The organism is Nocardia sp. NPDC060259, assembly GCF_042728775.1.
In the GTDB taxonomy this organism is placed as follows: domain Bacteria; phylum Actinomycetota; class Actinomycetes; order Mycobacteriales; family Mycobacteriaceae; genus Nocardia.
Map to the genome: position 1 here is coordinate 40,257 of NZ_JBHXAY010000011.1, position 22,738 is coordinate 62,994.

Annotated in this window: 25 protein-coding genes; 10 read left to right on the forward strand and 15 right to left on the reverse strand. The window is 68.8% G+C overall.

Features of this window, described 5'->3' with window-relative positions:
- Window positions 1–32 precede the first annotated feature (32 nt).
- The 6 genes from ACFWF2_RS07415 to ACFWF2_RS07440 form a co-directional block, all read right to left on the reverse strand.
- Window positions 33–881 (reverse strand): LLM class flavin-dependent oxidoreductase, encoded by an 849-nt coding sequence (locus ACFWF2_RS07415; protein WP_379305597.1) that lies wholly within the window; start codon window positions 879–881, stop codon window positions 33–35.
- Window positions 882–1,043: 162 nt separating this feature from the next.
- Complete coding sequence (locus ACFWF2_RS07420; protein ID WP_379305599.1) at window positions 1,044–3,506, reverse strand: DUF2339 domain-containing protein; 2,463 nt, start codon at window positions 3,504–3,506, stop codon at window positions 1,044–1,046.
- Between the two features lie 80 nt (window positions 3,507–3,586).
- Window positions 3,587–4,252: a DUF1707 domain-containing protein gene (locus tag ACFWF2_RS07425; RefSeq protein ID WP_189034385.1), complete on the reverse strand. Its 666-nt coding sequence runs from the start codon at window positions 4,250–4,252 to the stop codon at window positions 3,587–3,589.
- A 52-nt stretch (window positions 4,253–4,304) separates the two neighbouring features.
- Window positions 4,305–4,961, reverse strand: coding sequence for a response regulator (locus ACFWF2_RS07430; protein ID WP_378850376.1), 657 nt, complete (start codon window positions 4,959–4,961; stop codon window positions 4,305–4,307).
- Between the two features lie 14 nt (window positions 4,962–4,975).
- Entirely contained in the window at window positions 4,976–6,154 is a 1,179-nt protein-coding gene (macS, locus tag ACFWF2_RS07435) for a MacS family sensor histidine kinase (RefSeq protein WP_379305602.1), read from the reverse strand.
- A complete protein-coding gene (locus tag ACFWF2_RS07440) occupies window positions 6,135–7,373 on the reverse strand; it encodes an AI-2E family transporter (protein ID WP_379305604.1) in 1,239 nt (412 codons plus the stop codon). The genes macS and ACFWF2_RS07440 overlap by 20 nt, the downstream gene beginning before the upstream one ends.
- A 72-nt stretch (window positions 7,374–7,445) precedes the next feature.
- On the opposite strand from ACFWF2_RS07440, the gene ACFWF2_RS07445 reads away from it, so the two are divergent.
- Both ACFWF2_RS07445 and ACFWF2_RS07450 read left to right on the forward strand, forming a co-directional pair.
- The gene (locus ACFWF2_RS07445) at window positions 7,446–8,966 is read left to right on the forward strand and encodes an adenylate/guanylate cyclase domain-containing protein (protein ID WP_379305721.1); all 1,521 of its coding nucleotides are present in this window, start codon (window positions 7,446–7,448) and stop codon (window positions 8,964–8,966) included.
- 4 nt (window positions 8,967–8,970) lie between these two features.
- Window positions 8,971–10,053, forward strand: coding sequence for a YbhN family protein (locus ACFWF2_RS07450; protein ID WP_379305606.1), 1,083 nt, complete (start codon window positions 8,971–8,973; stop codon window positions 10,051–10,053).
- 8 nt (window positions 10,054–10,061) lie between these two features.
- Here ACFWF2_RS07450 and ACFWF2_RS07455 read toward each other — a convergent pair whose 3' ends face one another.
- A complete protein-coding gene (locus ACFWF2_RS07455; protein WP_379305608.1) occupies window positions 10,062–10,418 on the reverse strand; it encodes a DUF3054 domain-containing protein in 357 nt (118 codons plus the stop codon).
- A gap of 84 nt (window positions 10,419–10,502) precedes the next feature.
- Complete coding sequence (locus tag ACFWF2_RS07460) at window positions 10,503–12,182, reverse strand: NTF2-like N-terminal transpeptidase domain-containing protein (RefSeq protein WP_379305610.1); 1,680 nt, start codon at window positions 12,180–12,182, stop codon at window positions 10,503–10,505.
- Between the two features lie 398 nt (window positions 12,183–12,580).
- Here ACFWF2_RS07460 and ACFWF2_RS07465 point away from each other — a divergent pair, with 398 nt between their 5' ends.
- Window positions 12,581–13,159, forward strand: a complete 579-nt coding sequence (locus ACFWF2_RS07465; protein WP_379305612.1) for a hypothetical protein — start codon at window positions 12,581–12,583, stop codon at window positions 13,157–13,159.
- A 19-nt stretch (window positions 13,160–13,178) separates the two neighbouring features.
- The gene (aroQ, locus tag ACFWF2_RS07470) at window positions 13,179–13,643 is read left to right on the forward strand and encodes a type II 3-dehydroquinate dehydratase (protein ID WP_379305614.1); all 465 of its coding nucleotides are present in this window, start codon (window positions 13,179–13,181) and stop codon (window positions 13,641–13,643) included.
- Between the two features lie 96 nt (window positions 13,644–13,739).
- On the opposite strand, the gene ACFWF2_RS07475 is transcribed toward aroQ, so the two are convergent.
- Complete coding sequence (locus tag ACFWF2_RS07475) at window positions 13,740–14,186, reverse strand: nitroreductase/quinone reductase family protein (RefSeq protein ID WP_379305723.1); 447 nt, start codon at window positions 14,184–14,186, stop codon at window positions 13,740–13,742.
- A gap of 96 nt (window positions 14,187–14,282) precedes the next feature.
- On the opposite strand from ACFWF2_RS07475, the gene ACFWF2_RS07480 reads away from it, so the two are divergent.
- Window positions 14,283–14,510 (forward strand): hypothetical protein, encoded by a 228-nt coding sequence (locus tag ACFWF2_RS07480; RefSeq protein ID WP_379305616.1) that lies wholly within the window; start codon window positions 14,283–14,285, stop codon window positions 14,508–14,510.
- 46 nt (window positions 14,511–14,556) lie between these two features.
- On the opposite strand, the gene ACFWF2_RS07485 is transcribed toward ACFWF2_RS07480, so the two are convergent.
- A complete protein-coding gene (locus ACFWF2_RS07485; protein ID WP_379305618.1) occupies window positions 14,557–15,486 on the reverse strand; it encodes an NAD(P)-dependent oxidoreductase in 930 nt (309 codons plus the stop codon).
- A 93-nt stretch (window positions 15,487–15,579) separates the two neighbouring features.
- On the opposite strand from ACFWF2_RS07485, the gene ACFWF2_RS07490 reads away from it, so the two are divergent.
- The gene (locus tag ACFWF2_RS07490) at window positions 15,580–15,963 is read left to right on the forward strand and encodes a winged helix-turn-helix transcriptional regulator (protein WP_379305620.1); all 384 of its coding nucleotides are present in this window, start codon (window positions 15,580–15,582) and stop codon (window positions 15,961–15,963) included.
- Window positions 15,964–16,008: 45 nt separating this feature from the next.
- Here ACFWF2_RS07490 and ACFWF2_RS07495 read toward each other — a convergent pair whose 3' ends face one another.
- The gene (locus ACFWF2_RS07495; RefSeq protein WP_379305622.1) at window positions 16,009–17,136 is read right to left on the reverse strand and encodes a glycerate kinase; all 1,128 of its coding nucleotides are present in this window, start codon (window positions 17,134–17,136) and stop codon (window positions 16,009–16,011) included.
- Window positions 17,137–17,218: 82 nt separating this feature from the next.
- Between ACFWF2_RS07495 and ACFWF2_RS07500 the strand changes: the two genes are divergently transcribed.
- Complete coding sequence (locus ACFWF2_RS07500) at window positions 17,219–17,530, forward strand: GNAT family N-acetyltransferase (protein WP_379305624.1); 312 nt, start codon at window positions 17,219–17,221, stop codon at window positions 17,528–17,530.
- On the opposite strand, the gene ACFWF2_RS07505 is transcribed toward ACFWF2_RS07500, so the two are convergent.
- Window positions 17,524–18,285, reverse strand: coding sequence for a lysophospholipid acyltransferase family protein (locus tag ACFWF2_RS07505; protein ID WP_379305626.1), 762 nt, complete (start codon window positions 18,283–18,285; stop codon window positions 17,524–17,526). The two genes, ACFWF2_RS07500 and ACFWF2_RS07505, sit on opposite strands and share 7 nt — an antisense overlap.
- A 106-nt stretch (window positions 18,286–18,391) precedes the next feature.
- Here ACFWF2_RS07505 and ACFWF2_RS07510 point away from each other — a divergent pair, with 106 nt between their 5' ends.
- The 3 genes from ACFWF2_RS07510 to ACFWF2_RS07520 all read left to right on the forward strand — a co-directional run bounded on the left by ACFWF2_RS07510 (window position 18,392) and on the right by ACFWF2_RS07520 (window position 20,303).
- Window positions 18,392–19,030, forward strand: a complete 639-nt coding sequence (locus ACFWF2_RS07510) for a YqgE/AlgH family protein (RefSeq protein WP_379305628.1) — start codon at window positions 18,392–18,394, stop codon at window positions 19,028–19,030.
- Between the two features lie 68 nt (window positions 19,031–19,098).
- Window positions 19,099–19,608: a sigma-70 family RNA polymerase sigma factor gene (locus ACFWF2_RS07515; protein WP_379305630.1), complete on the forward strand. Its 510-nt coding sequence runs from the start codon at window positions 19,099–19,101 to the stop codon at window positions 19,606–19,608.
- Window positions 19,605–20,303 (forward strand): zf-HC2 domain-containing protein, encoded by a 699-nt coding sequence (locus tag ACFWF2_RS07520; RefSeq protein ID WP_379305632.1) that lies wholly within the window; start codon window positions 19,605–19,607, stop codon window positions 20,301–20,303. Before ACFWF2_RS07515 ends, ACFWF2_RS07520 begins: the two co-directional genes overlap by 4 nt.
- Window positions 20,304–20,355: 52 nt before the next feature.
- Here the strand turns inward: ACFWF2_RS07520 and ACFWF2_RS07525 are convergent, their stop codons facing one another.
- From ACFWF2_RS07525 to ACFWF2_RS07535, 3 genes are all read right to left on the reverse strand, one after another.
- On the reverse strand, window positions 20,356–21,138 hold the full coding sequence (locus ACFWF2_RS07525) for an ABC transporter permease (RefSeq protein WP_379305634.1): 783 nt from the start codon (window positions 21,136–21,138) through the stop codon (window positions 20,356–20,358).
- Window positions 21,135–22,094: an ATP-binding cassette domain-containing protein gene (locus tag ACFWF2_RS07530; RefSeq protein WP_379305636.1), complete on the reverse strand. Its 960-nt coding sequence runs from the start codon at window positions 22,092–22,094 to the stop codon at window positions 21,135–21,137. The genes ACFWF2_RS07525 and ACFWF2_RS07530 overlap by 4 nt, the downstream gene beginning before the upstream one ends.
- 113 nt (window positions 22,095–22,207) lie before the next feature.
- Window positions 22,208–22,735: an EXLDI protein gene (locus ACFWF2_RS07535; RefSeq protein ID WP_379305638.1), complete on the reverse strand. Its 528-nt coding sequence runs from the start codon at window positions 22,733–22,735 to the stop codon at window positions 22,208–22,210.
- Window positions 22,736–22,738 lie beyond the last annotated feature (3 nt).

Genomic DNA, 22,738 nt, shown 5'->3' on the forward strand with positions numbered 1-22,738 from the left:
GAGATTCCGCCGTGGGTTTCGTCGTTCTGCGTTCAGAGCACGGCGTCGGCGAAGCGATCGACCTGGTCGGGGTCGGTGCCGTAGCAGTACAGGATTGTCTCGTCGGCGCCGAGGTCTTCGAATTGTTTGATGGCGGAACGGATCTGGTCGGGGGTGGTGAGCAGACCGGCGGCCATGTAGTCGGCGCGGCCGCTGAACTCGTAGTAGTCGAGGATGGCGGTGTGGGCGTGGTCGATCAGGGGTTGAGCGCCGAGGACTGCGTTGAGCTGGGCGACGATGCGCGGTGCGCCGGCGCGGCCGTGGTCGGTCCAGGAGCGTCGGGCGAGGTCGAAGAGACCGCCTGCCCAGGTGGGTGCGGCGGCGGCGAGGAAGCCGCCGCCCCAGCGGCCGACACGGTCGATGGCGGCGGGTTGGAAGCCGCCGAAGAGCAGGTCGGGACCGTCGGGTGCGGTGGGTGCCGGGCCGATGGGGCCGCAGGTCTGGCTGAACGGCTCGCCGGACCAGAGGCGGCGCATGATGGCGAGCTGTTCGTCGAGGCGGCGGCCGCGGGTGCGGATATCGGTGCCGGTGGCCTCGTGGTCGTCGTCGCGACCGCCGACACCGAGGCCGAGCGCGAAGCGTCCGCCGGAGAGGCGGTCCAGGGTGGCGGCCTGCTTGGCAAGCAGCGCCGGGTCACGCAGGGGTGCGATCAGTACCTCGGTCTGCAAGCGGATGTGGTCGGTCGCCCCGGCGAGCATGGCCAGGGTGACCAGCGGTTCGGGATTGTCGTAGACCATGCGGTCGAGCAGGCCGAGTGTCGAGAACCCGGCGGAGTCGGCGCGACGGGCCCACTCGGGCAGCGCGATGGGGTCGGCGATGGGAAGTCCGAGACCGATGTGCATGGAAATCCTCCAGTGGATATGGGCGTGTGTCATCAAGCCGCCCACTCCACGCCTCGATGAATGAGGCGGGGCTCCCACACTGCGACATATTTCTGGAGAGCGCCGATCGGATTGCGCTCACCGTAAGCGATCCACCCGGAAGTCCGCAACCGCGAGGCTGACCTAAGTGGCAGGATCGGCAGGCCGCGAATCCGCGAACGCTCGCGCGTAGCGAGTCCCGGTGAGCAGCAACAGGATTCCGACGACCAGGAACGCGGCGACGCGGACCAGACCGGACAGCGTCGACAGGTCGAACAGGAAGAGCTTGGCCAGTGCGGCGGCGGCGACGAGCAGACCCGACACCAGGCACACCTTCGCGACGGCCGGCGACCGGGACAGCCTGCGCAGCCCGTAGAACAGCGAGGCCGTGGCCGCGACCATCCACACGATCGTCGCGAGACTGTGCCCGAGGATGAAACCGTCTGAACCACCGAGGGATACACCCAGCGATACCGCCGCGACGAGCACGTAGTACAGGCCTGCGACACTCACCGCGATCCACACACCGGTGACAAGCGCCTGATCGGCCCAGCCGGGAAGCCGGGGCACCGTCCACGCCACCATCGCCGCGACGCCGAGCCCCAGCACCGCCGCCGCAGCCGTCGCGATGTCGAGGCGCTGGTCCGCGAGACGGTGTAGCGCAAGGGTTTCCGGTGAGGCGATGGCCAGCAGCACCAGTCCACCGAGCAGCGCGAAGCCGATACCGACGCAGGCTCCCACGCGGGTGCGGCTCGTCGCGGCCACGGCGAGGAATGCCAAGGCCACCGCGAACAGCACCGTCGGCAGGAGGTGCGGTTCGCTTCCGGTAGCGCTGACGCAGGTCAGCAGGAGCGACACGGCACCGGTCAGCGCCGACACCAGCGCGGTGTGCCGGGGAATCCCGAGCCGATCCGCGAGACCTGGGACGAGCGTCGTCGCCGCCAGACCGAGCAAGACCGCGGCCAGGGCCCCGGTGATCGACGCGGTCATCACGCGATCGAACAGCATCGCCGCGGCGAAGAGCGGCAGCGCGGTGAGTGCGATGGTGATGCTCGCGGTGATGTCACCGGGCCTGCGACGCACTACGAGCACCGCGCCGGCCAGCCCGACCACCGCACACGCGACCGCCGCGACCAACAGTCCACCACGCCGCTCCACCTCATCCCCGGCGATGGCCGCCGAGATCCCACTGAGCGCGATCACACTCAACGCGGCCAGCACCACAGGCAACGTGCGCGCCACGTGCAGAGCCGGCCACTCCCTGCGCATCTGCACGGGCACACCCGCGGCCTGCAAAACCACAAGGAACCCCAGCAGCATCAGCTCGGTCGTCAACGCAGGCGACAACAACGCCGCCCCGAGCACAACCCCCACCGCCAACGGCTGCGACTGCCACCGCATCGCGATCCCGACACCGATCAGCGCGACCACCAGCGCCACCGCCAGTCCGACCCCAGGCTCTACCCAGCGGTAATACCCGGTCACCGCGACAACATCCAGATACGCACCCGCAATCCCGGTGGCCACCAAGGCAATGCCACCAACACGCCCACCAGGACGACCGAACACCCGCCACCCCGAACCGACGAGGCCGACCGAAAGCACCCCACCGGCAACAACCCTCGCCACGGGCCCGAAGAACCCAGCCTGTGCAGCGAGCACCAACAGCATCAACACACCGATCAGCGTCACCCCGACCCCAGCCACCGCCAGCACCCGCGAGATCACCCCTTCCCGCTGCCACCACGGCGTCCGAGGCCCCCGCACCAGCGGCGCAACCCACCCGGTCCCCCGCTGCCCCACCCCAGCCACCCAACCCGCCGGGCCATACCCAGGAGTCCCAGCCCAACCCCCATACCCCGGCGCGGGCGGCGGAACAGGCTGTGCCGCAGCCATTTGCGTAGCAGGCCCATACCCCGGCGCCCACCCCGCAGGAATCGGAGCGCCACCAACAGGCACCCCACCGGGAACCGGCACACGGAAAGGCACTCCCCCCGACGGACCACCAACCGGCATTTCCCGTCCGACTGGAACACCCCACGCGGACACACCGCCAGGCGCCGGCAGCCCACCAGTCAGGACACCACCGGACGCACCCTCAGCGGTCAAATCCACAGGCACCCCACCCCCAGCAGCCGCGCCACTCGGAACCGAAGAAGCGGCCGACGCCCCACTCGAAGCACCAGTGGCCGCCGCACTCTCAGCGACGACACCTCCTTGACCCAGCTCGCCGCTGCGAGACACCGCACCTGAGACTGTCGAATCTCCCGCAGGCGCACCGGATGCCGCCGCTGTGTCGGAATCCGAAGGGGCGGCACTCCCGCCGACCACGCCAGGCACACCACCAGCAGGCACTTCACCCTCGGCCGCATTCCCGGCAGCTCGTCGGCCGGGATCCGAAGTCCGTCCAGCCCACTCGGCACCGGGAGCCGACGAACGGGCGCGACCTGCGACAGCCTGCGCATCAACCGCGGACCGATGCACCTCCCCCTGCAACTGTGCGCGCAGCACCTCCAGCTCACCACCCAGCCGCCCCATCTGGGCGCCGAGCGTGGTGAACTCACCCGAGAGTCGCGCGACGAGCGCGGGATCGATCGACGTACTCATGCCTTCATCGTCGACGCGCGGGTCGCGCGGGACATGAGTAGAAACACCCGGTGGGGTGCGGGACTCCTACGTGAATTGCCTCAGGAGCCGAGGAAGCGGCGCCATTGGACCATCAGCGGGTACTTCGCGGTGACGGAGCCGAAGCGGACGCGGCCGTGGACGACCAGGTGCAGTGGACCGATGGGCGGGCCGGTACGGACCTTGTTGTTGACGCTGGACCCGATCAGGTCGAGGCCGTTGAGGTCGACGGTGGCGGCGGCGGGGACGAGCAGGGTCAGGCCGGTGCAGTAGTCGTCGACCTTGATCTCGACGATCTGGGTCTGCATGACGGCCTCGGTGAAGTCCAGGGTGACGCCCGACATCAGGTTGTTGAGGTGCAGCACCGGCGGCACCTGCCACGGTCCGCGACGGTGCACGCCCGAGAGGCGGCTGCGGATCAGGCCGGGGGTCGAACCGCCGGGCGGGACCGGCCGCGGCCGTGGCATGGCGGCAGGCTGGGGCGCGCCAGCCACCCGCATGCCGGGCAGGTCGACGAGCACGGCGTTGAGTTCGCCGCGGGTCTTCGCGGCGAGCGCGGTGTCCATGCGTTCGGTGAACTCGCCGAGCGAGAGCATGCCGAGACCGACGGCGCGCTGCAGCAGCTGGCCGACGTGTTCGCGTTCGGCGTCGGAGACGCGCAGGTCCCGGTCGCCGACGGGACCGAAGGTCGTGGCACCGGGTACGGAAAGGGATTCGGGACCGCCCATGTCATCGAGAGTGCCAGGAAATCGGGCACCGCACATCAGGGCAAACCCCCAATTACTCGAGGCCCTGCTCGATGGCGTATCGGGTGAGCTCGACGCGGTTGGCGAGCTGCAGTTTTCGCAGTGTGGCCTGCACGTGATTCTCGACGGTGCGATGCGACAGGCTCAGCCGCGACGCGATCTGCTTGGCCGAGAGTCCCTTGGCGACCATCCGCAGCACCTCGGTCTCCCGCTCGGTCAGCGACGGGCGGTGCGGCTGATCCGCCGCGACGGGCGCTGTCGCCATCCGCCGGTATTCGCCGAGCACCAGCCCCGCCAGACCGGGCGTGAACACCGGCTGGCCCGCGGCGGTGGCCCGCACGGCGTCGATCAGCTCGGCCGCCGACGCGCTCTTCACCAGGTACCCGCTGGCGCCCGCCTTGATCGCGTCGAGCACGTCGTCGCGTTCGGCCGACGCCGAGAGCACCAGCACCCGGCTGTGCGGTGACACCCGCAGCACCTCGGCGGTGGCGGTGGCACCGTTGCCGTCGGTGAGCTGCATGTCCATCAGCACCACATCGGGCTGGACCGCGGCGGCGCGGCGGGTGGCCGTGCCGACCCCGTCGGCGGTGGCTGGCACGGCGAACCCGGCCTCGGTGAGGTCGCGGGAGACGCCCTCGCGCCACATCGGGTGGTCGTCGACCACCATCACCGTGATGGCCTGGTCCGCCATCGCTGCTCCTTCGCTCAGGGCGCCGGGTGGCGCGGAATCCGGAATTCCCATTCGGTGCCGAGGTCGTCGCCCTCGGTCAGCAGTTCGGCGGTGCCGCCGAGCGCACCGATGCGTCCGACGATGGATCGCGAAACCCCCATCCGCCCTTCGGCTTCGGCCGCGGCGAGCCTGCCGACCGGAATTCCCACACCGTCGTCGCGCACGCTCACCACCAGCATGTCACCGGTGTCTTCCAGCAGCACATACGCTTTCGCCGTCGGCCCAGCGTGCCGTTCGACATTGGACAGCGCGGTCGCCACGGCAGCGGCGATCTCGTGCGCCGCGAGCCGGCCGACGCGCACCGGATCACCCGGCGTCGCCACCGACACCGTCGGCGTGGCCTGCGTGGTCAGCAGCGGACGCAGATCCACCTCGGCGTCACCGGAATCCGGATGCTCCGCCTGCTCGGACAACAGCACCCGCAGCGCCACTTCCTGTTCCCCCGCTCGCTGCGCGAGTTCCGTAGCGGGCCCGCCTATTTCGGTGCCGCGTCTTTTGATGAAGGCCAGCACCTGGAGCACACCGTCGTGCACCTCGCGGGCCAGACGCTCCCGTTCCTGCGCGGCGGCGGTGATCCGCAGCGCGCGCTCGAGCTGCACTTGGGCGCGCCGAGCCGTATTGGCGGCCAGTCCCAGAGCCAGACCGACGGACACCAGCACCGGCGCGGTGGCATCGCCCCACACATCCTGTCCCCACTGCTCGCGCACCGTCACGACCACCGCCGACATCCCGAGCCCCGCGATGACACCGGCGACCGGCCCACGCAGGATCGCCATGGAGATCACCGAGTTGGCGATCCACAGCGTCGTCGGCAGGGTCTGATGGCCGTGGTACCAGTCGTAATCGGCGACGAGCCGGGTCGAGGCGATCAGCAGGATCGTCACGACCTGGTCGCCGAAGACCACCCAGCCGCGAATCCGGCCGGTCGCGGTGGGGAAATACCACTGCGAGAGCAGCAGTGCGGAACTGCCCGACCAGATCGCCATCAGCGCGATCAGTACCCAGCTCAGCCGCGGATGCTGGTAGTAGGGCACCGAGGCGATCTGCTGGCCGATCGCGTACAGCAGCGTGACCAGCCGGAAAGCCTGGGCGGCCCGCCACAGCGGCGCGGTCGCCGCGTCGGCCGAGCTCAGCTCAGCTGTGTGCGTCCGCATCGCCGGACTCCGCCTCGGCCTTGCGCAGCGTGCGCGCGACATCGAAACGCCCTGGTTCCGGCTTGTCCGGCTCGGCGGAGAACAATCTTCGGTCCTCACCACCGGCGAGCTCGCCGTAGACCTCCTCGGGACTGTCGGCCAGCAGGTAGCGGATCGCGGTGTTGCCGACCGCGATCAACGGCACCGCCAGCAGCGCGCCCGCGATCCCGCCGACCACCAAGCCCGCGGTGATCGCCAGGACGACGGCCAGCGGATGGATGCTCACCGCACGCCCCAGCAGTAGCGGCTGCAGCACATGGCCTTCCAGCTGCATCACCGCGATGATGATGCCGAGCACGATCAACGCCGTCACCGGACCCTTGGTGACCAGCGCGATGAACACCGCGACGAACCCGGCGAAGAACGCGCCGATGATCGGGATGAACGCGCTGATGAACACCAGCGAGGCCAGCGGCAGCGCCAGCGGAACGTGCAGGATCGCCAATCCCGCTCCTATGCCGATCGCGTCCACCGCGGCCACGACGACCGTGGCGCGCACGAACCCGACCAGTGTGCCGAAGCCCAGCTCACCGGCGATGCGGACCTTGTCCCGGTGCGCGGTGGGAATGATCCGGGTGACGAAGTGCCAGATCTGGTCGCCGCCGTAGAGGAAGAAGATGAGGATGAACAGGATCAGGAACGCGCCGGTGAGGATGTGCCCGATCGCGGTGGCGGTGGTCAGCGCGCCGCTGGTCAGGCTCTCGCGGTTGTCCTGAATGGTGCGCACGATGGTGTCGCCCGCGCTGCGGATCTGCTGATCGCTCAGGTGCGGCGGGCCGTTGATCAGCCAGTCCTGCACCTTGTGCACACTGTTGGTGACCTCGTTGGACAGCCCGGGCACACCGTCGACGAACTGTTCGACGACGAAGGTCATGATCCCGGCGAGCAGACCGATCGACCCGACCAGCGCCACGAACACGCCGAGTGAACGCGGAATCCCGACCCGCTGCATCCAGTCGACCAGCGGCGCGAGCAGCGCGGCCGCGAGCAGCGCGATCGCCAGCGGAATCACCACGGTGGCGAACTTCTGCACCAGCATCCCCACCGCGAGCAGGGCGGCGAAGATGATCAACAGCCGCCAGGACCAGGCTGCGGCTTTGCGGACCAGCGGATGTACCGCCTCGGCGTCCGCGCGCCACGGTGTGGACGTTGGCGCGGAATCTACCTTCTGGTCGGTCACCCGAGAGAGCCTATCGGTCCGAACGCTAGATTGGTGGTCGTGTCGGCGCCTCTGGAAGCGGTCAAACAGACCATGCGAACGCGCTGGCCGCTGTATCTGACCTCGGTACTGCTGGCCAACGCCTTCGGCGCGGTCCTGGTGTGGGCCTTCATCCAATACGGTCTGCCCGTACCCGAAGGCGATCCCGGTGGCGTGCGCAAGACCGGCTTCCTCGCGCCGGTGCTGGTCTTCGGCGCCGCCGCGGTACTGAGCATCTTCGGCGCGGCGCTGATGCTGCGGCCGGTGATGCGCTGGCAGATGCGCGGCGGCCCACCGAGCCGACAGGAACAGATGGCCGCGCTGCATGTGCCGCTGCGCCAGTCGATCCTGCATCTGGTGCTGTGGATCATCGGCGGCGGCATCCTGGCGGCGCTGATCATCGTCGAATCGCCCGAGCTGGCCGGCGCCGTGATCGTCACCGAATGTATGGCCGCGACCATCGTGTTCGGCTTCACCTACATGCTCGGTGAGCGCATCCTGCGCCCGGTCGCCGCCGAGGCGCTGACCGAGGGCACCTTCGACCACACGCTCACCCCCGGCGTCGGCACCAGGATGGCCATGACCTGGGGCATGGGCACCTTCGCGCCGACCATCGCGATCGTGTTGCTGTGCGTCACCCAGATCTCCTCCGATGTGAAGTTCTCGGCGAAATCGCTGGCCATCTCGATCCTGCTGCTGTGCGGCGTGGTGATCATGCAGGCGCTGGCGCTGTCGATGCTCACCGGATCCTCCATCTCCGACCCGGTCCGCCAGCTGTCCCAAGCCATCAACAGGGTGCAGGGCGGCGCGCGCGACGTGCAGGTGGAGGTCTACGACGGCAGCGAGATCGGCCTGCTGCAGGTCGGCTTCAACCGGATGATGGAGGAGGCGGCCAAGCGGCGCAAGCTGCAGGAACTGTTCGGTCAGCACGTCGGCGAGGACGTGGCCCAGCGCGCCCTGGACTACGGCACCGAACTGGGCGGTGAGACCAGGTTCGTCGCGGTGCTGTTCGTCGACATGGTCGGCTCGACGGCCGCGGCGGCCGAGCGTCCGCCGACCGAGGTCGTCAGCCTGCTCAACGAGTTCTTCCGGGTGGTGGTCGACGTGATCGACCGCCACCACGGTTTCGTCAACAAGTTCGTCGGTGACGCGGCGCTGGCCATCTTCGGCGCGCCGCTCGACCGCCCCGACGCACCGAGCGCCGCGCTGGCCGCCGCCCGCGATCTGCGCGAAGCGCTGCGCGAAGTGACCAGCCTCGACGTCGGCATCGGCGTCTCGGCGGGCCTCGCGGTCGCCGGAAACATCGGCGCCGCGAATCGTTTCGAATACACCGTGATCGGCGACCCCGTCAACGAGGCGTCGCGGCTCACCGAATTGGCCAAAGATCAACCCGGCCGCGTTCTCGCTTCGGGCAGCGCGCTCTACTTCGCCGACGAAAGCGAGCAAGACCATTGGGAAACCGGCGACGAGGTCCAGCTGCGTGGCAGACGCAGGAAAACCCGCCTGGCCTGGCCCAAGCCGGCGAACGCCACGGACGACGAGGACCAGGAAGAACAGCTGCGTTCGTTAGGCTGAGACGGTGACGGCCGAAGGCGACCTAACTGGCGAACCCGCCTCGCCCCCGGCCGAGCGCCGCGCCCGGTTCCGGTGGGTGAAATGGGTGCTCGGCGCGGTGCTGCTCATCCTGCTCGTCGGCGAAGGCGTCTATCTGTGGCCGCGCCTGCACGAATCCTGGCGCACGCTCACCGAGATCCACTGGGGCTGGGTGGTCGTGTGCGTCGTGTTGCAGGCGATGTCGATGAGCGGGTTCGGCCGGGTACAGAAGCAACTGCTGCACGCGGGCGGGGTCGACGTCAGCCAGCGCAAATCGGTGTCGGTGGTGTACGGCGCGACCGCGATGTCGGTGACACTGCCCGCGGGCCAGGTCTTCTCCACCGCGTTCACCTACCGCCAGACCCGGCGCTGGGGTGCGAGCCCGATCGTTGCGTCCTGGCAGCTTGTCTTCTCGGGCGTGGTCGCCGCGGCCGGGCTCGCGCTGCTCGGCATCGCCGGTGCGGCGCTGGTCGGGAATCAGATCGGGCCCAAACTCATCGGGTCGCTGGTGATCTTGGCGGCGCTGCTGATCGCGGGCAACTATCTCGCCCGGCATCCCGGCACGCTCGAGGCGATGCTGCGCCGCGTGCTCGCGCTGGTGAACCGGATCCGCAAGAAGCCCGCCAATCACGGCATCGCGAAGCTGGCCGAGATCAGGGCCCAGCTCGAATCGGTCGACCTCGGCAAGAAGGACGCGGCGCTGGTCGGCTGCTGGGCGCTGGTGCACCGGTTCGCCGACGTGGCCTGTCTCGGCGCCGCCTGTTTCGCGGTCGGCGCCGATCCCAAGTTGTCCGGCCTGCTCATCGCGTTCACCGCGGGCAAGGCCGTCGGTTCCATCCCGTTCGCGCCGGGCGGCATCGTCTACGTCGACGCGACGCTGATCTACGGCCTCACCGCGGGCGCGGGTCTGCCCGCCTCCCAGGCTGTCGCCGCCGCGTTCGTCTACCGGTTCGTCAGCTTCATCCTGGTCGCGATCGTCGGCTGGATCGTCTTCGCGTTCCTGTTCCGCACACCGCAGGCCGACGACGAAGAGTACGAGCAGGAGTTCAAGCAGCAGCGCCGAATCTGACCGGAGGTTCAGCGCAGCGCGCGGATGGCCGCTCGCCAGCCCAGCAGGAACAGCGCGAGAACGCAGGCCGCCACGATCACGAAGCTCACGGCGACGCCCTGGCCGCTGACGGCGCGCAGCACCATGCCGCCGACGAGGGTGCCGAGCCAGATCAGGATTCCGCTCGGCCACAGCGCCGTCGCGTCGAAGCGGGTGTCGCGCGCGACCAGCACCGCCAGCGCCCAGCCGATCAGTAAGCCGATGCCGAAGGGCCACACGGTCTTCACGAGACCGGCGATGACCGCTTCATCGTGGCTGCGCCTCCCGATCGCGCAGAAGACAATCACCAACAGGACATCAGCGGCGAACGGTAGGAACTTCTTCACTGGAGCAGCCTAACCGGTCATGATCAACACCGAGACCGGCACAACGCCCACTGATCAGGGCAAACTCTGCACGCACGCCCCGTTTTACGGCTCTGGCGCGGCCAGCGATTTCAGCAGCACCGCGGCGAGTCGCGACGTGGCGTCGCCGCTGTCGGCGTCGGCGATGTGCACCGCGAACACCAGATCGCCCATGGTGGCCAGCAGCCAGCCGTCGGGTCCGCCGGTCGCCGCGAACGCCGTGACATCGCGGAATCCGCGCAGCGCGGTGGTTTCCGGCCTGCCGATGCCCTCGTGCAGCATGCCGCGCAACCGGTCGACCGCGGGCTGGGTGAGGGCGGGAACCGGGGTGTCGGTGGTGCTCGGCTTGCCGTTCTCGATCATCGGCGGAACCACCGAGCCACGCGAGATCGCGGCCGCGGCGATCGCCATGCCGAACGGGCTGACCAGCACCGCGTCGGCGCCGGCGCCCTGGCGCACCTGCTCGGTGCTGCGGCCCGGCGCGCTGATCCGCCCGGTCACCTCGTCGAGCCCGTGCACCTTGAAGTCGACGCCGACACCGAGCGCGGTGGCCGCCTCGGCCGCCTCCTGCACCGACACATCCTGCGGCGCCTTGTTCTTGGCGGCCGCGGCGACCGCGCGGAACAGTTCCATGGTGCCGCCTGCCGGGAACAGCCCGGTGAACGCGATCGGGCCCTTCTCGGTGGCGTAGCTGTTCTGCGCGACCGCGACGACCGCACCGGTCGACGGCTGGATCGCGACGACCGAGGCAGGCGTGCCGACGCTGACCACCGCGTCCTCGGCCGCGCGCTGTAACCGCTGGTCCATGGTGGCGGAGATGTCCGGCCCCGCCGGGCCCTGATAGCCGGCGACCTGGTTGACGAACCGGCCGTCGGCCTCGAAGATCTGCACGCCCCAGCCCGAGGTGGTCTCCTGGCTGTCGTTCCACACCTCGCGCAGCGCGTCCAGCAGGGGCGACCAGGTGCGGCGATCGGCGGAGATCAGCTTGGGCTGCTTCTCCATCACCACGCCGGGCACCGCGGCCATCCGCGGTTCCAGGATCGCGAAGTCACCCTCGCGCAGGTTGACCGCGACGACCGGCTTGCCCTGGGACGCGGCCAGCTGCTGCATCAGCGACGGGCCGGTGATCAGCGGCGCGACCGGTTCGATGGCGTCGGCCAGCGCGTTGGTCGACCCGACGAGGTCGCCGGTGCGGCTCGGATCGATCTTGATGACATTGATCGTCTGCTCGGTCATCAGCGCGTCACCGGACAGGTCGACGACCCGCGGCGGCGGCTTCGCGGTGGTGCGCACGAGCTTGACGGTGCGGTTGCCTGCCAGCTGCGGCATGATGACCGCGGGGTCCCAGGAGATCCGCCAGCCGATGGCGAGCTTGCGGACGGTGCCCTGCAGTGTGTAGGTCCAGTCCTTGTGCTCGCCGAAGTTCCAGGCGACGTCCATGCTGAAGATCGCCGACTGCGCGTCGAGATCGATGACCTGGGTCTGCTCGTAGTCGACCGTGCCGGTCGCCAGGCCCTCGAACATTTGCTTCATGGTTGCCGAAGCGGCGGCGGGGTACGAGGTCAGGTCGGCAGCCTTGGTGTAGTCCTGCTCGTCCAGCAGGTCGGTAAACCGCTGGACAACCGATTCCGACTCACTCGGCTTCCCACCCACCCCGCACGAGCACAGCGCGATGGCGAGGGTCGCAACCCCCGCGATCGCCATTGCGCCGCGGACGCGAAAGCGGCGGGATCCCCACACATCCATATCGCCCACTCTTCACTCTTGCCACTCCGGTAACAAATCCACCGTACCGGAAGTTGACCCGTCTCCGATGCCCCGGTATCACGGGACGCTACCCATCCTCAGCACCTTGATTGTGCCCGAAATCGCGCCCCGGTGAGGGGGTGTTTTCGAACCTCGCCCAGCCAGTGGCAACAACTGGCGCACTTACCGTACCGGCAGTCCCGCCGAGTCGCGCGGAACTCGGATCGTCCCGGCGATTCAACGCGAGGGTACCCAGGCCCGCCGACATCCAACCCCGGCGATGCCGGCGCGGATCACCCCGAATCCCTTCGTTCTCGCAGAGCATAAACCGCTACGCATATATCGGCGTAATCTTGTAATCATCGCAACGTGCGCAACAGAGATAGCAGGTGATTTCCATGCGGAACGCCCATCGCGAACGCGGATTCGGCCGGCCGGGCGGCTGGCAGCAAGCAGATCTCCCCGACCCGGCCGACGTCCCCGACTGGTTCGCCGGACGATTGCCCGACGACTGGTTCACCGGCCCGCCCGAGATCAATATCGACCGCGACGAGATCGTCGTCGTCGGCGAACTCCCGATCCCGCAGCCCACATCCACCGATGCCGACGCACCGCCGGTGTCGGCGGCGACGAAAGAAGGTGCGCTCGCGCGCTTCCGCGAGTCCACCCGCCCGGCCAGGATGCAGATCGCCGACGAGGCCCAGCGCCGCTACGGGCGCAGTGTCGCCTGGGGCGTCCGGGTCGACGGTGAGCGAATCCTGTTCACCCACCTCGCCGTTCCGGTGATGACCCGGCTGCGCCAGCCCGAACGCCAGGTCCTCGACACCCTGATCAACGCGGGCGTCGCCCGTTCCCGCGCCGACGCACTGGCCTGGACGGTGAAACTGGCGGGCAAGCACGCCGAGAGCTGGCTCGCCGAACTGCGCGAGGCCATGCGCAAGGTCGACGACCTGCGCTCGGAGGGCCCGCAGGGCTGAGTGAATTAAGGTGGCCTGCATGGCAGACACCGTGCAGGCCACCGGCCCGATTCTCGTGCTCAACGGGCCGAATCTGAACATGCTCGGCACCCGTCAGCCGCAGATCTACGGCGCCGACACCCTCGACGACGTGGTCGCGCTGTGCGAGCGGACCGCCGCCCGGTTCGGGCGCGAGGTCGTCGCGTTCCAGTCGAATCACGAAGGCGCCCTGATCGACCGGATCCAGCAGGCCCGCGGTGAGGTCTCGGCGATCGTGATCAATCCGGGTGGGCTCACCCATACCTCGGTGGCGTTGCGCGACGCCCTGGTGATTCCCGAGGTGCCGATCGTCGAGGTGCACATCAGCAATGTGCATGCCCGCGAGGAGTTCCGGCACCATTCGTTCGTCTCCCCGATCGCGACCGCGGTGATCGCGGGCCTCGGCATCCAGGGCTATGCCGCCGCGATCGAATTCTTGAGCTGTTCCGCCTCCCCCCGCATTTAGGCCAGACTCAGGCGCGACAGATCCGGGGACGCGGCCGGCGGTTCGATGCTGGGCAGGTTAGCCCGTGCCCGAGAAGTTACCCATGTGCCCGCCTGATCAGGCGAGACGGAATACCGGGAAGCCAGGGGCGATGGCAGCGAGCTGTTCGTCGGTGGCGTTCTTGTCGACACCTTCGAAGAACTTGCCGACCTCCCAGCCCCACTTCTCCAGGTAGAGCCGCAGCAGCGGGACCTTGTCGGCGTCGGCGACCTCCGTGGCGGCGAAGGGCTCCACCTTGCGGCCGAGACGCAGTTCGCCGTCGCCCGCGACGCGCAGGTTGCGCACCCACTGGGTGTGTCCGCGCGGGGCGACCAGGTAGCGCGCGCCGTCGGCGCCGGTCATCACGTTGACCATGGTGGTACGCCATTCCCCGCTCTTGCGGCCGCGCACGGCAAGCAGCCGCGAACCCATGACGCTGATCCCCAGCTTGGGCAGCAGGTTGGCGATCTTGTTCATGATCGGGTCGAAACCGGTGGGGCCGAGGTAGCGGGTGGCGTTGTCCATCTTGATCACTCCTGAACTGTGAGCACTGCTCTCTGTTGAGTTAAAGCATGCGCGCTGCTCGATCGATTGTCAAGAGCAGTGCTCTCGTTGTCTGGAATGCCCGATTTATCAAGCAACAACATCTTGCTGACATTGCCGCTGATGGGGATGATCGCGATCTCCGGTATCCGGTACCCGATCACCGCGCTGCCTGGCTGGTTGCAGAGCCTCGCCCAGCTGTTCTCGATGTACTGGCTCGGCCTCGGCATGCGCTCGGCGTTGCTGCCCGCCGAGGCCGTCGCGATCGAGATCGACGGATCGTGGCGGCACCTCGAGACTGGATGACACCACACTCGCCCGGCACCTCGTGTGCCGGGCGAGAGTCGTCGGATCAGTCTGTGCCACGGAACAATTCGTAGGTCGAGACCGGCTTGCCCGCCGCCTCGCTGGCGGCGACCGCCTTGCGCCAGTACTGCTGCGACAGGTGCGAGAACCCCGCGTCGACGCCGACTTCCTCGCTGGCGTCGATGATGTGCTGGGCGCCGGCGACCATCATCTTCAGTGTCGCCAGATCCGCCCAGCCGCCGTTCTGGTTGGCGACCGAGAACTGCTCCATGAAGTACGGGTACGCCTCGCTGGAGCGGATCGCGAACGGCACGAACTGGGCGATGTCGTGACCGGACTTCGCGATCATCGCGGTCGCCTGGTCGAAGGACAGCAGCCAGGGGTGGAAGGTGATCAATAGCGCCTGGTAGAAGACCTGCGCGAGGCCGTCGTCGGCGCCGAGGTACTCCTGCGGGCTGAGCGGGCGCAGCAGCTCGGCGTGCGCGTCGAACACCGCCTTCGGGCCGCTGTAGAAGATGTAGGACGCGGGATGTTCGATATTGTCGCCCGCCGACATCACCCCGCCGGAGAGGAACTCCGCGCCGCGTTCGCGGACCCAGGCCGCACCGGCTCGCGCTTTCTCCGGCGAATCCGACGACAGGTTGGCGATCACCTTGCCCGCCAAGGCTTCCGGCGCCTGAGCGAGGACGTCGTACATGGCGGCGTAGTGGGTCAGGCTCAGCACCGACACCTCGTTCGCGGCGAGCGCCTCGGCCACCGAGTCGGCGCGTTTGGCGCCGAGCTCCACCATCGCGTCGACCTTCGCCGTGCTGCGGTTCCACACGGTGACCTCGACGCCGGCCGCCAGGAAGGCCCTGACCATGGCCTGGCCCATCGGGCCGAGACCGAGGACGGATACGGAACGGGTCTTGCTCTGCTCGGACATGTGCTGCCCCTTCGGTTCTCGATGCTTGCTGGTTGCGGCGCCGGGATCCATGGTGGTCGCGCGGGTATCGTCGGGGAAGACCGAACGTCGACGTACGGTTGCTTACCCAGAGGTTCGAAATACGGTCAGAAGGGTGCACCGGACATGAGCAGTGACGCGGATCACGATGTGTGTGGCATGAGCCTGGCCATCGACGTCGTCGGCGGCAAGTGGCGACTGCACCTGATGTGGGTGCTCGGCAGCGGACCGCAGCGGTTCGGGCAGATCAGGCGCATGCTCGACGGGGTGAGCGAGAAGGTGCTCGCGGAGAACCTGCGGCACCTCGAGAGCACGGGCGTGGTGCACCGGGAGATCTATCCCGAGATCCCGCCGCGGGTGGAGTACTCGCTGACCGATCTCGGGGAAACCCTGCGGCTGGCGCTGGTACCGCTCGAGGCGTGGGGCGACGCGCACCGCGTCGCACTCACCGCGAACACCCGCACCCAGGCACCGGTCGCGCCGGTGCGCACTGCCACTGTCGCGATGTGATGCGGCGCGCCGGGCGGGCGCGAGCGACGCGGTCCGGCTATGGAATCACCAGCGCTCCAAAGCAATCCGCTCACCGACCCGTTCGAGCAGTGCCGCCGCGTTCCTGATCGACAGGCGCGGATTGGGTTCGAGATCGCTGAGCGCGTAGCACCCGGCGAATCCGGCGGCACGGATCTCGCCGGGAGACAACAGCGTTCGCCCGACGGCGGCGACCACCGGGACACCGGCGGCCTTGGCCGCCGCGGCGACTCCGACCGGCGCCTTGCCGTGCATGCTCTGATGGTCCAGCGACCCCTCGCCGGTGACCACCAGCGTGGCGCCGTCCACCAGGGCGGGGAATTTCAGCAGGTCGAGCAGCACATCGATACCGCTGCGAACCTGCGCGCCGAGGACGGCCAGCACACCGAATCCGGTACCGCCCGCCGCGCCCGACCCACCGATCTCGGCATAGCCGGTGCCGAGCACCGCGGCCCAATTGGTCAGCGCCGCTTCCAGTTCCCGCATCTGCGCCTGGTCGGCGCCCTTCTGCGGCGCGTACACCGCGACCGCACCAGCGGGGCCGAGCAGCGGATTGTCCACATCGCAGGCCAGCGTGAATCTGGTCTGCGCGATCGCCGGGTGCAGCCCGGACCGATCGACCGTGACCACGCTGCTGAGCAGGGCGACCACATCGCTGGGTGCACCGCCCAACTCGCGCCCGTCCCGGTCGAGCAGGCGCAGCCCGAGCGCGCGCAGCAGGCCGGCGCCACCGTCGGTGGACGCGCTGCCGCCGAGCCCGAGCACCACCTCGCGGGCGCCGTTGTCGAGCGCGTGCGCGACCACGACACCGAGGCCGAAGGTGTTCGCCCCGATCGGGTCGAGCCTGCCGCCTGGCAGCTTGGCCACCCCGACCGCGGCCGCCAGTTCGACGACGGCGGTGTCACCACGCACGGCGTAGACCGCGCGCTCCGGCGCACCGGTCGGGCCCGGCGCCGGCACCTCGACCCGCTGCCAGCCCGCCGCGACGAAGGCGTCGACCATCCCGTCCCCGCCGTCGGCCACCGGCACGCACTGCACGTCGGCGCCCGGCGCGCGGCGATGGATCCCGGTCGCCAGCGCCGCGGCGACCTCGGGCGCGGTGAGCGAACCCTTGAACTTGTCGGGGGCGAGCACCACACGTGGTCGGTCCGTCATCCCGACATTGTCACGGCTCCGGCCCGAACCCGCCATACGCAGACCACACCGGCCCGGCCGCTGACCGGGGTAGTTTCGACGCATGGCGACCGAGGTCCGCAACAACACCGCACTCGAGCGGTTCGAACTCACCGCCGACGGGGCTCCCGCCGGCTATATCGAGTACCAGGACACCGGGGCCGAGCGTGCCCTCGTGCACACCGAGATCTATCCCCGGTTCGAGGGTCAGGGCATGGCGAACGCGCTCACCCAGGCCGCGCTCGACACCAGCCGCGCCGAAGGATTCGGCGTGCTGCCGCTGTGTCCGGTGGTCCTGCATTTCGTCAAGACCCATCCCGCCTACATCTCGCTGGTGCCGCAGCGGGCCAGGGAGCTGTTCGGGCTGCCTCAGTAGCTCGCGACGGCACCGTCGACGGCCAGCTGCAATTCCTCCTTGACGAGCCGGGCGATGTCGGCGGGCCGCTGCGGAAGCTCCAGCACCGGCGCACGGAACATGAACCGCGCCGAGACGGCCTCCTCCGCGGTGGGTTCCACCGTCGGATCGGGTCGCGGTCCGTAGCTCATCGCGAGGGCGACCAGCGCGGGCGGCGCGTTCAGCTTGGCCGCGCGGAACGCGATATGACCGATCCCGCTGCCGACGGGCTGCACCTTCGCCGGATCGACGTGGTTGCAGGTGCCCTCGGGGAAGACCGCCAGGTGATCACCGGCGGCCAGGCGCTGCGCGCAGATGTCCATCATGCGCTGACCTGCGGCGTTGACGGCCCTGATGCCGTGGTCGCGCCCGCGGAAGACGGGGATGCCGCCCATCATGTCGACCTTGCGGCGCTGGTCGGGATCGATGAACAGTTCGTCCTTGGCCAGCACCCGCACCCGGCCGATCCGTCGGCGCAACGGTGAGTACCACGCGGTCGCCGCGACGGTGTACGGGTCGTTGTTCGACAGGTGATTGATCGCGTAGACGACCGGGCGGCCGCTGCGGATCAGCGCCTCGAGCTGTTGTTTCGCGTCATCGGCGAAGGCCACCCGCGGCCGGAACCGGCGGGCCAGGATGGCATAGCCACCCAGCGCCTTCCAGCGATTCTGCTGATGTCGCAGGTAGTAGTCGTACACGGCGTCGCTGTTCTCGAGCAGGACCTCGGGCGAGTGCATGCCGCGACCCTACCGGGCGCGCCCGCGACCGTTTCGGCGAGAATATTTCCGGTCCAGAGCGGTCCGCGGGGAGCGCGCGACACCGTACCAATGCGATGATGGCTCGGTGGCACGCGGAGACGACCCGGACGAGCGCCGGACTCGCGACGGGCACGGCGATGACCGGCGGCGCGGGCACCCCGCGGTGGGCGTCCGCGCCGGCAACCTGCTGGTGTCGGCGATCGACCTGGTTGAACCGACTTTCCGGCGGACCGTGGTGTACGTCATCGAGCACAACGACGCGGGCAGTCTCGGCGTGGTGCTGAACCGGCCGAGCGAGACCCCGGTGCGCGATGTGCTCCCGCTGTGGGCCGAGCTGGCCGCCACCCCGACCGACCTGTACATCGGCGGTCCGGTGAAACGGGACGCGGCCCTGTGCCTCGGCACGCTGCGGACCGGCGCCGACATCACCGATGTGCGCGGGCTGCGCCGGGTCGACGGCCGGGTGGTGCTTGTCGACCTGGACGCCGATCCCGCCGAGATCGGCCCGCTGGTCGAGGGCATCCGGATCTTCGCGGGCTACGCGGGCTGGTCGATGGGCCAGCTCGACGGCGAACTCGACAACGACGACTGGGTCGTTGTCTCGGCGCTGCCGTCGGATCCGCTCGCCACCGACCGCCACGACCTGTGGGCGAGCGTGCTGCGGCGCCAGCCGCTGCCCCTCGCCCTGCTGGCGACGCACCCGATTGAACTCGAACGCAACTGATCCCGTTACTCCTTCGACAGAGCAGGAGTGACACCATGAATATCGACGAGCAGTGACCCGGACCGCCGATGGACGACGGTCGCGACGAACTGATGCGCGCGCTCTACGCCGAGCACGCTCCCGCACTCTGGCGTTTCACCCTCGGCCTGGTGCGCGATCCCGGCCGGGCCGAGGACATCGTGCAGGAGACGTTGCTGCGGGCCTGGCAGCGGCCCGCGGTGCTGGAACAGACCGAGACCTCACCGCGCGCGTGGTTGTTCACCGTGGCACGTAACCTCGCCGTCGACGAGCACCGCAGCGCGCGCCACCGCCGCGAGTTCGGCACCGACACACCGCCGGAGCAGGTCAGCCCCGACCAGTCCGACCGGGCGCTGGACGGCTGGCTGGTCGCCGACGCGCTGAGCAAGCTGAGCCCGGATCATCGCGAGGTGATCGTGCGCGCCTACTATCGCGGACTCGGGATGGCACAGATCGCCGACGAGCTCGGCATTCCGCCGGGGACGGTGAAGTCGCGCCTGCACTACGGCATGCGCGCGATGCGCCTGGCGTTACAGGAGATGGGGGTGACGAACAGATGACCGATCTCTCCGACGAGTACAGCACCTGGGATGCCGCCTACGTCCTCGGCTCCCTCGGTGCCACCGAGCGCCGCGAATACGAAGCGCACCTGCACGATTGCCCGCACTGCCAGGCTGCGGTCGCCGAGCTGGCGGGCCTGCCTGGCATGTTCGCCCTCGTCGATCGCGATACCGCGCTGTCGATGATCGAATCGCCCGAACCCGCGTCCCCACCGGTACCCGACCTGCTCCCCTCACTGGCCGCGGCGGCCGCACAGCGTCGCAGGCGCCGCCGCTGGCTCGGGATCGGCACCGCGGTCGCGACCGCTGCCGCCGCGGTGGTGATCGCCGTGCCGGTGACGGTCACCGTCGCGGGCCCCGGCACCTCCACCGAACAGGTCGTCGCCCAGCAGCAGATGCAGGCCGTCGTACAGACCCCGATCAGCGCCTCGGTGAAATTGGTCCGCGACGGCGACCGCACCCGCCTGGTGATGACCTGCAGCTACGGCGGCGTCGACTACGGCTACGGCACCACCTGGACCTACGGCCTGGTCGTGACAGCGGACGACAAACGCATCCCCCTCGACCAATGGCCAGCGGGCCCCGGCACGGAACTGACGGTGGACCGCACCATCGACGCCCCACCGGAATCCATCAGCACCATCGAGATCACCTCGATCGACTCCGGCCGCACCGTCCTGGTCGCCCAGGTCTGAACGCAGAACGGTCCGGCCTTTGCGGGCCGGACCGTTTGCTGGGCAGAGACTTTCAGCTCGCTTGCTTGCGGAAGATGGACTTGGACCAGAGGTAGCCGCCGCCTGCGATGACCGCGCACCAGGCCAGCGAGATCCAGCCGTTGGCGCCGATCTCGGTTCCCATCAGGAGACCACGCAGGGTTTCGGTGATGGGGGTGAAGGGCTGGTATTCGGCGAACTGGCGCAGGCCGATCGGCATGGTGTCGGTGGCGACAAGGCCGCTGCCGAGGAACGGCATCATCACGATCGGAAACGGTGCGTTGCTCGCGCTTTCGGGATTGGGCGAGAGCAGGCCGAGGGCGACGGCGAGCCAGGTGAACGCGAAGGTCACCAGGGTGAGCAGACCGAAGGCGGCCACCCATTCGACGAGGTTCGCGTTCGGCCGGAAGCCGATCAGCAGCGCGATGCCGGTCATCACGGCCATGCCACCCAGCGCCTGGATGAGCGAACCGAGCACGTGCCCGGTGAGCATCGACGACTGCGAGATCGCCATCACCCGAAAGCGATTCACGATGCCCTTGCTCTTGTCGGTGGCGATCGAGACGGCCACCGACACTGTCATGTACGCGGGCAGCAACAGCAGCATGCCCGGCGCCAGGTAGTCGATGTACTCGCCGCCGGAGGACTTCTCCAGCGCCCCACCGAAGACGTAGTTGAAGACAAGCAGCAGCACGGTCGGCATGATCAGGATGCCGAAGATCATGCTCGGGTAGCGCTTGGCGTGGATGATGTTGCGCCGCAACATGGTCATGGTGTCGGCGAAGGCGTGCTTGTTCGCAACGGTATTGGTGCTCATGCCAGAGACTCCTGCTCGATGGTGGCGCGGCCGGTGAGGGTGAGGAAGACGTCGTCGAGATTGGGGGTGTGTACGGAAATGCCGCCCGCTTCGATGTTTTCGGCGTCGAGCAGATCGAGCACGGCGCGCAGCGAGCGCACGCCACCGTCGCTCGGCACGGCGAGGGTGAGGCCGTCGCCGCCGTCGAGCACCCGCGCGGACGGGCCGAGCGCGTACTCGGCCGCGGCCAGGGCGGCCTGATCGGCGAAGTCGATGCGGATGTGGCCGCCGGGAATCAGCCGCTTCAGTTCCGCTGCAGTGCCTTCGGCGACGATGCGGCCGTGGTCGAGCACCGCGATGCGGTCGGCCAGCTGGTCGGCCTCCTCGAGGTACTGGGTGGTGAGGAAGACGGTGACGCCGAGGTCGTCGACCAGGCCGCGGATGATGTCCCAGATGGCGCGGCGGCTGCGCGGGTCGAGGCCGGTGGTCGGCTCGTCGAGGAAGATCACCCGCGGGTTCCCGACCAGCGTCATGGCCAGATCGAGCCTGCGGGTCATGCCGCCGGAGTAGGTGCTCGCCGGCTTGTCGGCCGCCTCGACCAGGTCGAAGCGTTCGAGCAGTTCGGTGGCCAGGCTGCGGGTGTCGCGGCGGGACAGGTGGTTCAGGTCGCCCATCATGTGCAGGTTCTCGCGGCCGGTCAGCAGTTCGTCGACGGCGGCGAACTGCCCGGTGACGCCGATCAGCTCACGCACGCCCTCCCGGTCGTGCACCACGTCGTAGCCGCCGACCGCGATCTCGCCGCCGTCGGCGCCGATCAGCGTGGTGAGGATCTGCACCGTGGTGGTCTTGCCGGCGCCGTTGGGGCCGAGCAGGGAGAAGATCGTGCCCTCGGCGACGGTGAGGTCGATGCCGTCGAAAACCGTGTGGTCGCCGTAGGCCTTGCGCAGGCCTCGTGCGGTGATGGCCGAGTTGACCATGGTCGTCCCTTTCCAGAGAATTTCATTCATTACTGCGAATAAGTGCATGAGTCATCGACACAGCCCCCAGGGGCTGCGGTAGATGGTGTGGGTATGCGGTTGTGGCCAGGGGCCTAGATGTCGAGTTCCTCGATCTGCGGATGCGAGTGGATGTCCTCGACCTTGCGGTACAGCTTGTCGGGGACGCGGCCCTTCAGATCCGACACGTCGTCGAGGACTTCGTAGTCGTAATCGCCCCAGTCCCAAGGCCGGTCGCCGATGCCGAACATCCGGCGCCAGTACTTCCAGTCCTTCAGGTCACCGGCGGCGTCGCCGGTCGGGTAGTCCTTCCACAGCGCCTTGTGCGTATGCAGCACGAGCTTGCCTTTGCGGCTGCGGTAGACCCGCTGGTGCAGCACTCGCTCGTCGCCGACGTCGCGCCATTCGCCGAGCAGGGTGCCCTGAAACCGCACCTGCCGCACGCCGTCTCGACCCACCTGCAGCACGATCTCGTCGAAACCCGCCTGGCGTCCTTCTTCCAGGTCGATGAATCGGCGCAGCGCGGCGACGACCGCGCCGGAGATGTTGCCGCCGACGAGCTCCTGCGCCCGCTGGAACAGGGGCAGATCGTCGTCGGCTACGTAGATCGTCTTGTTGGGCATGAA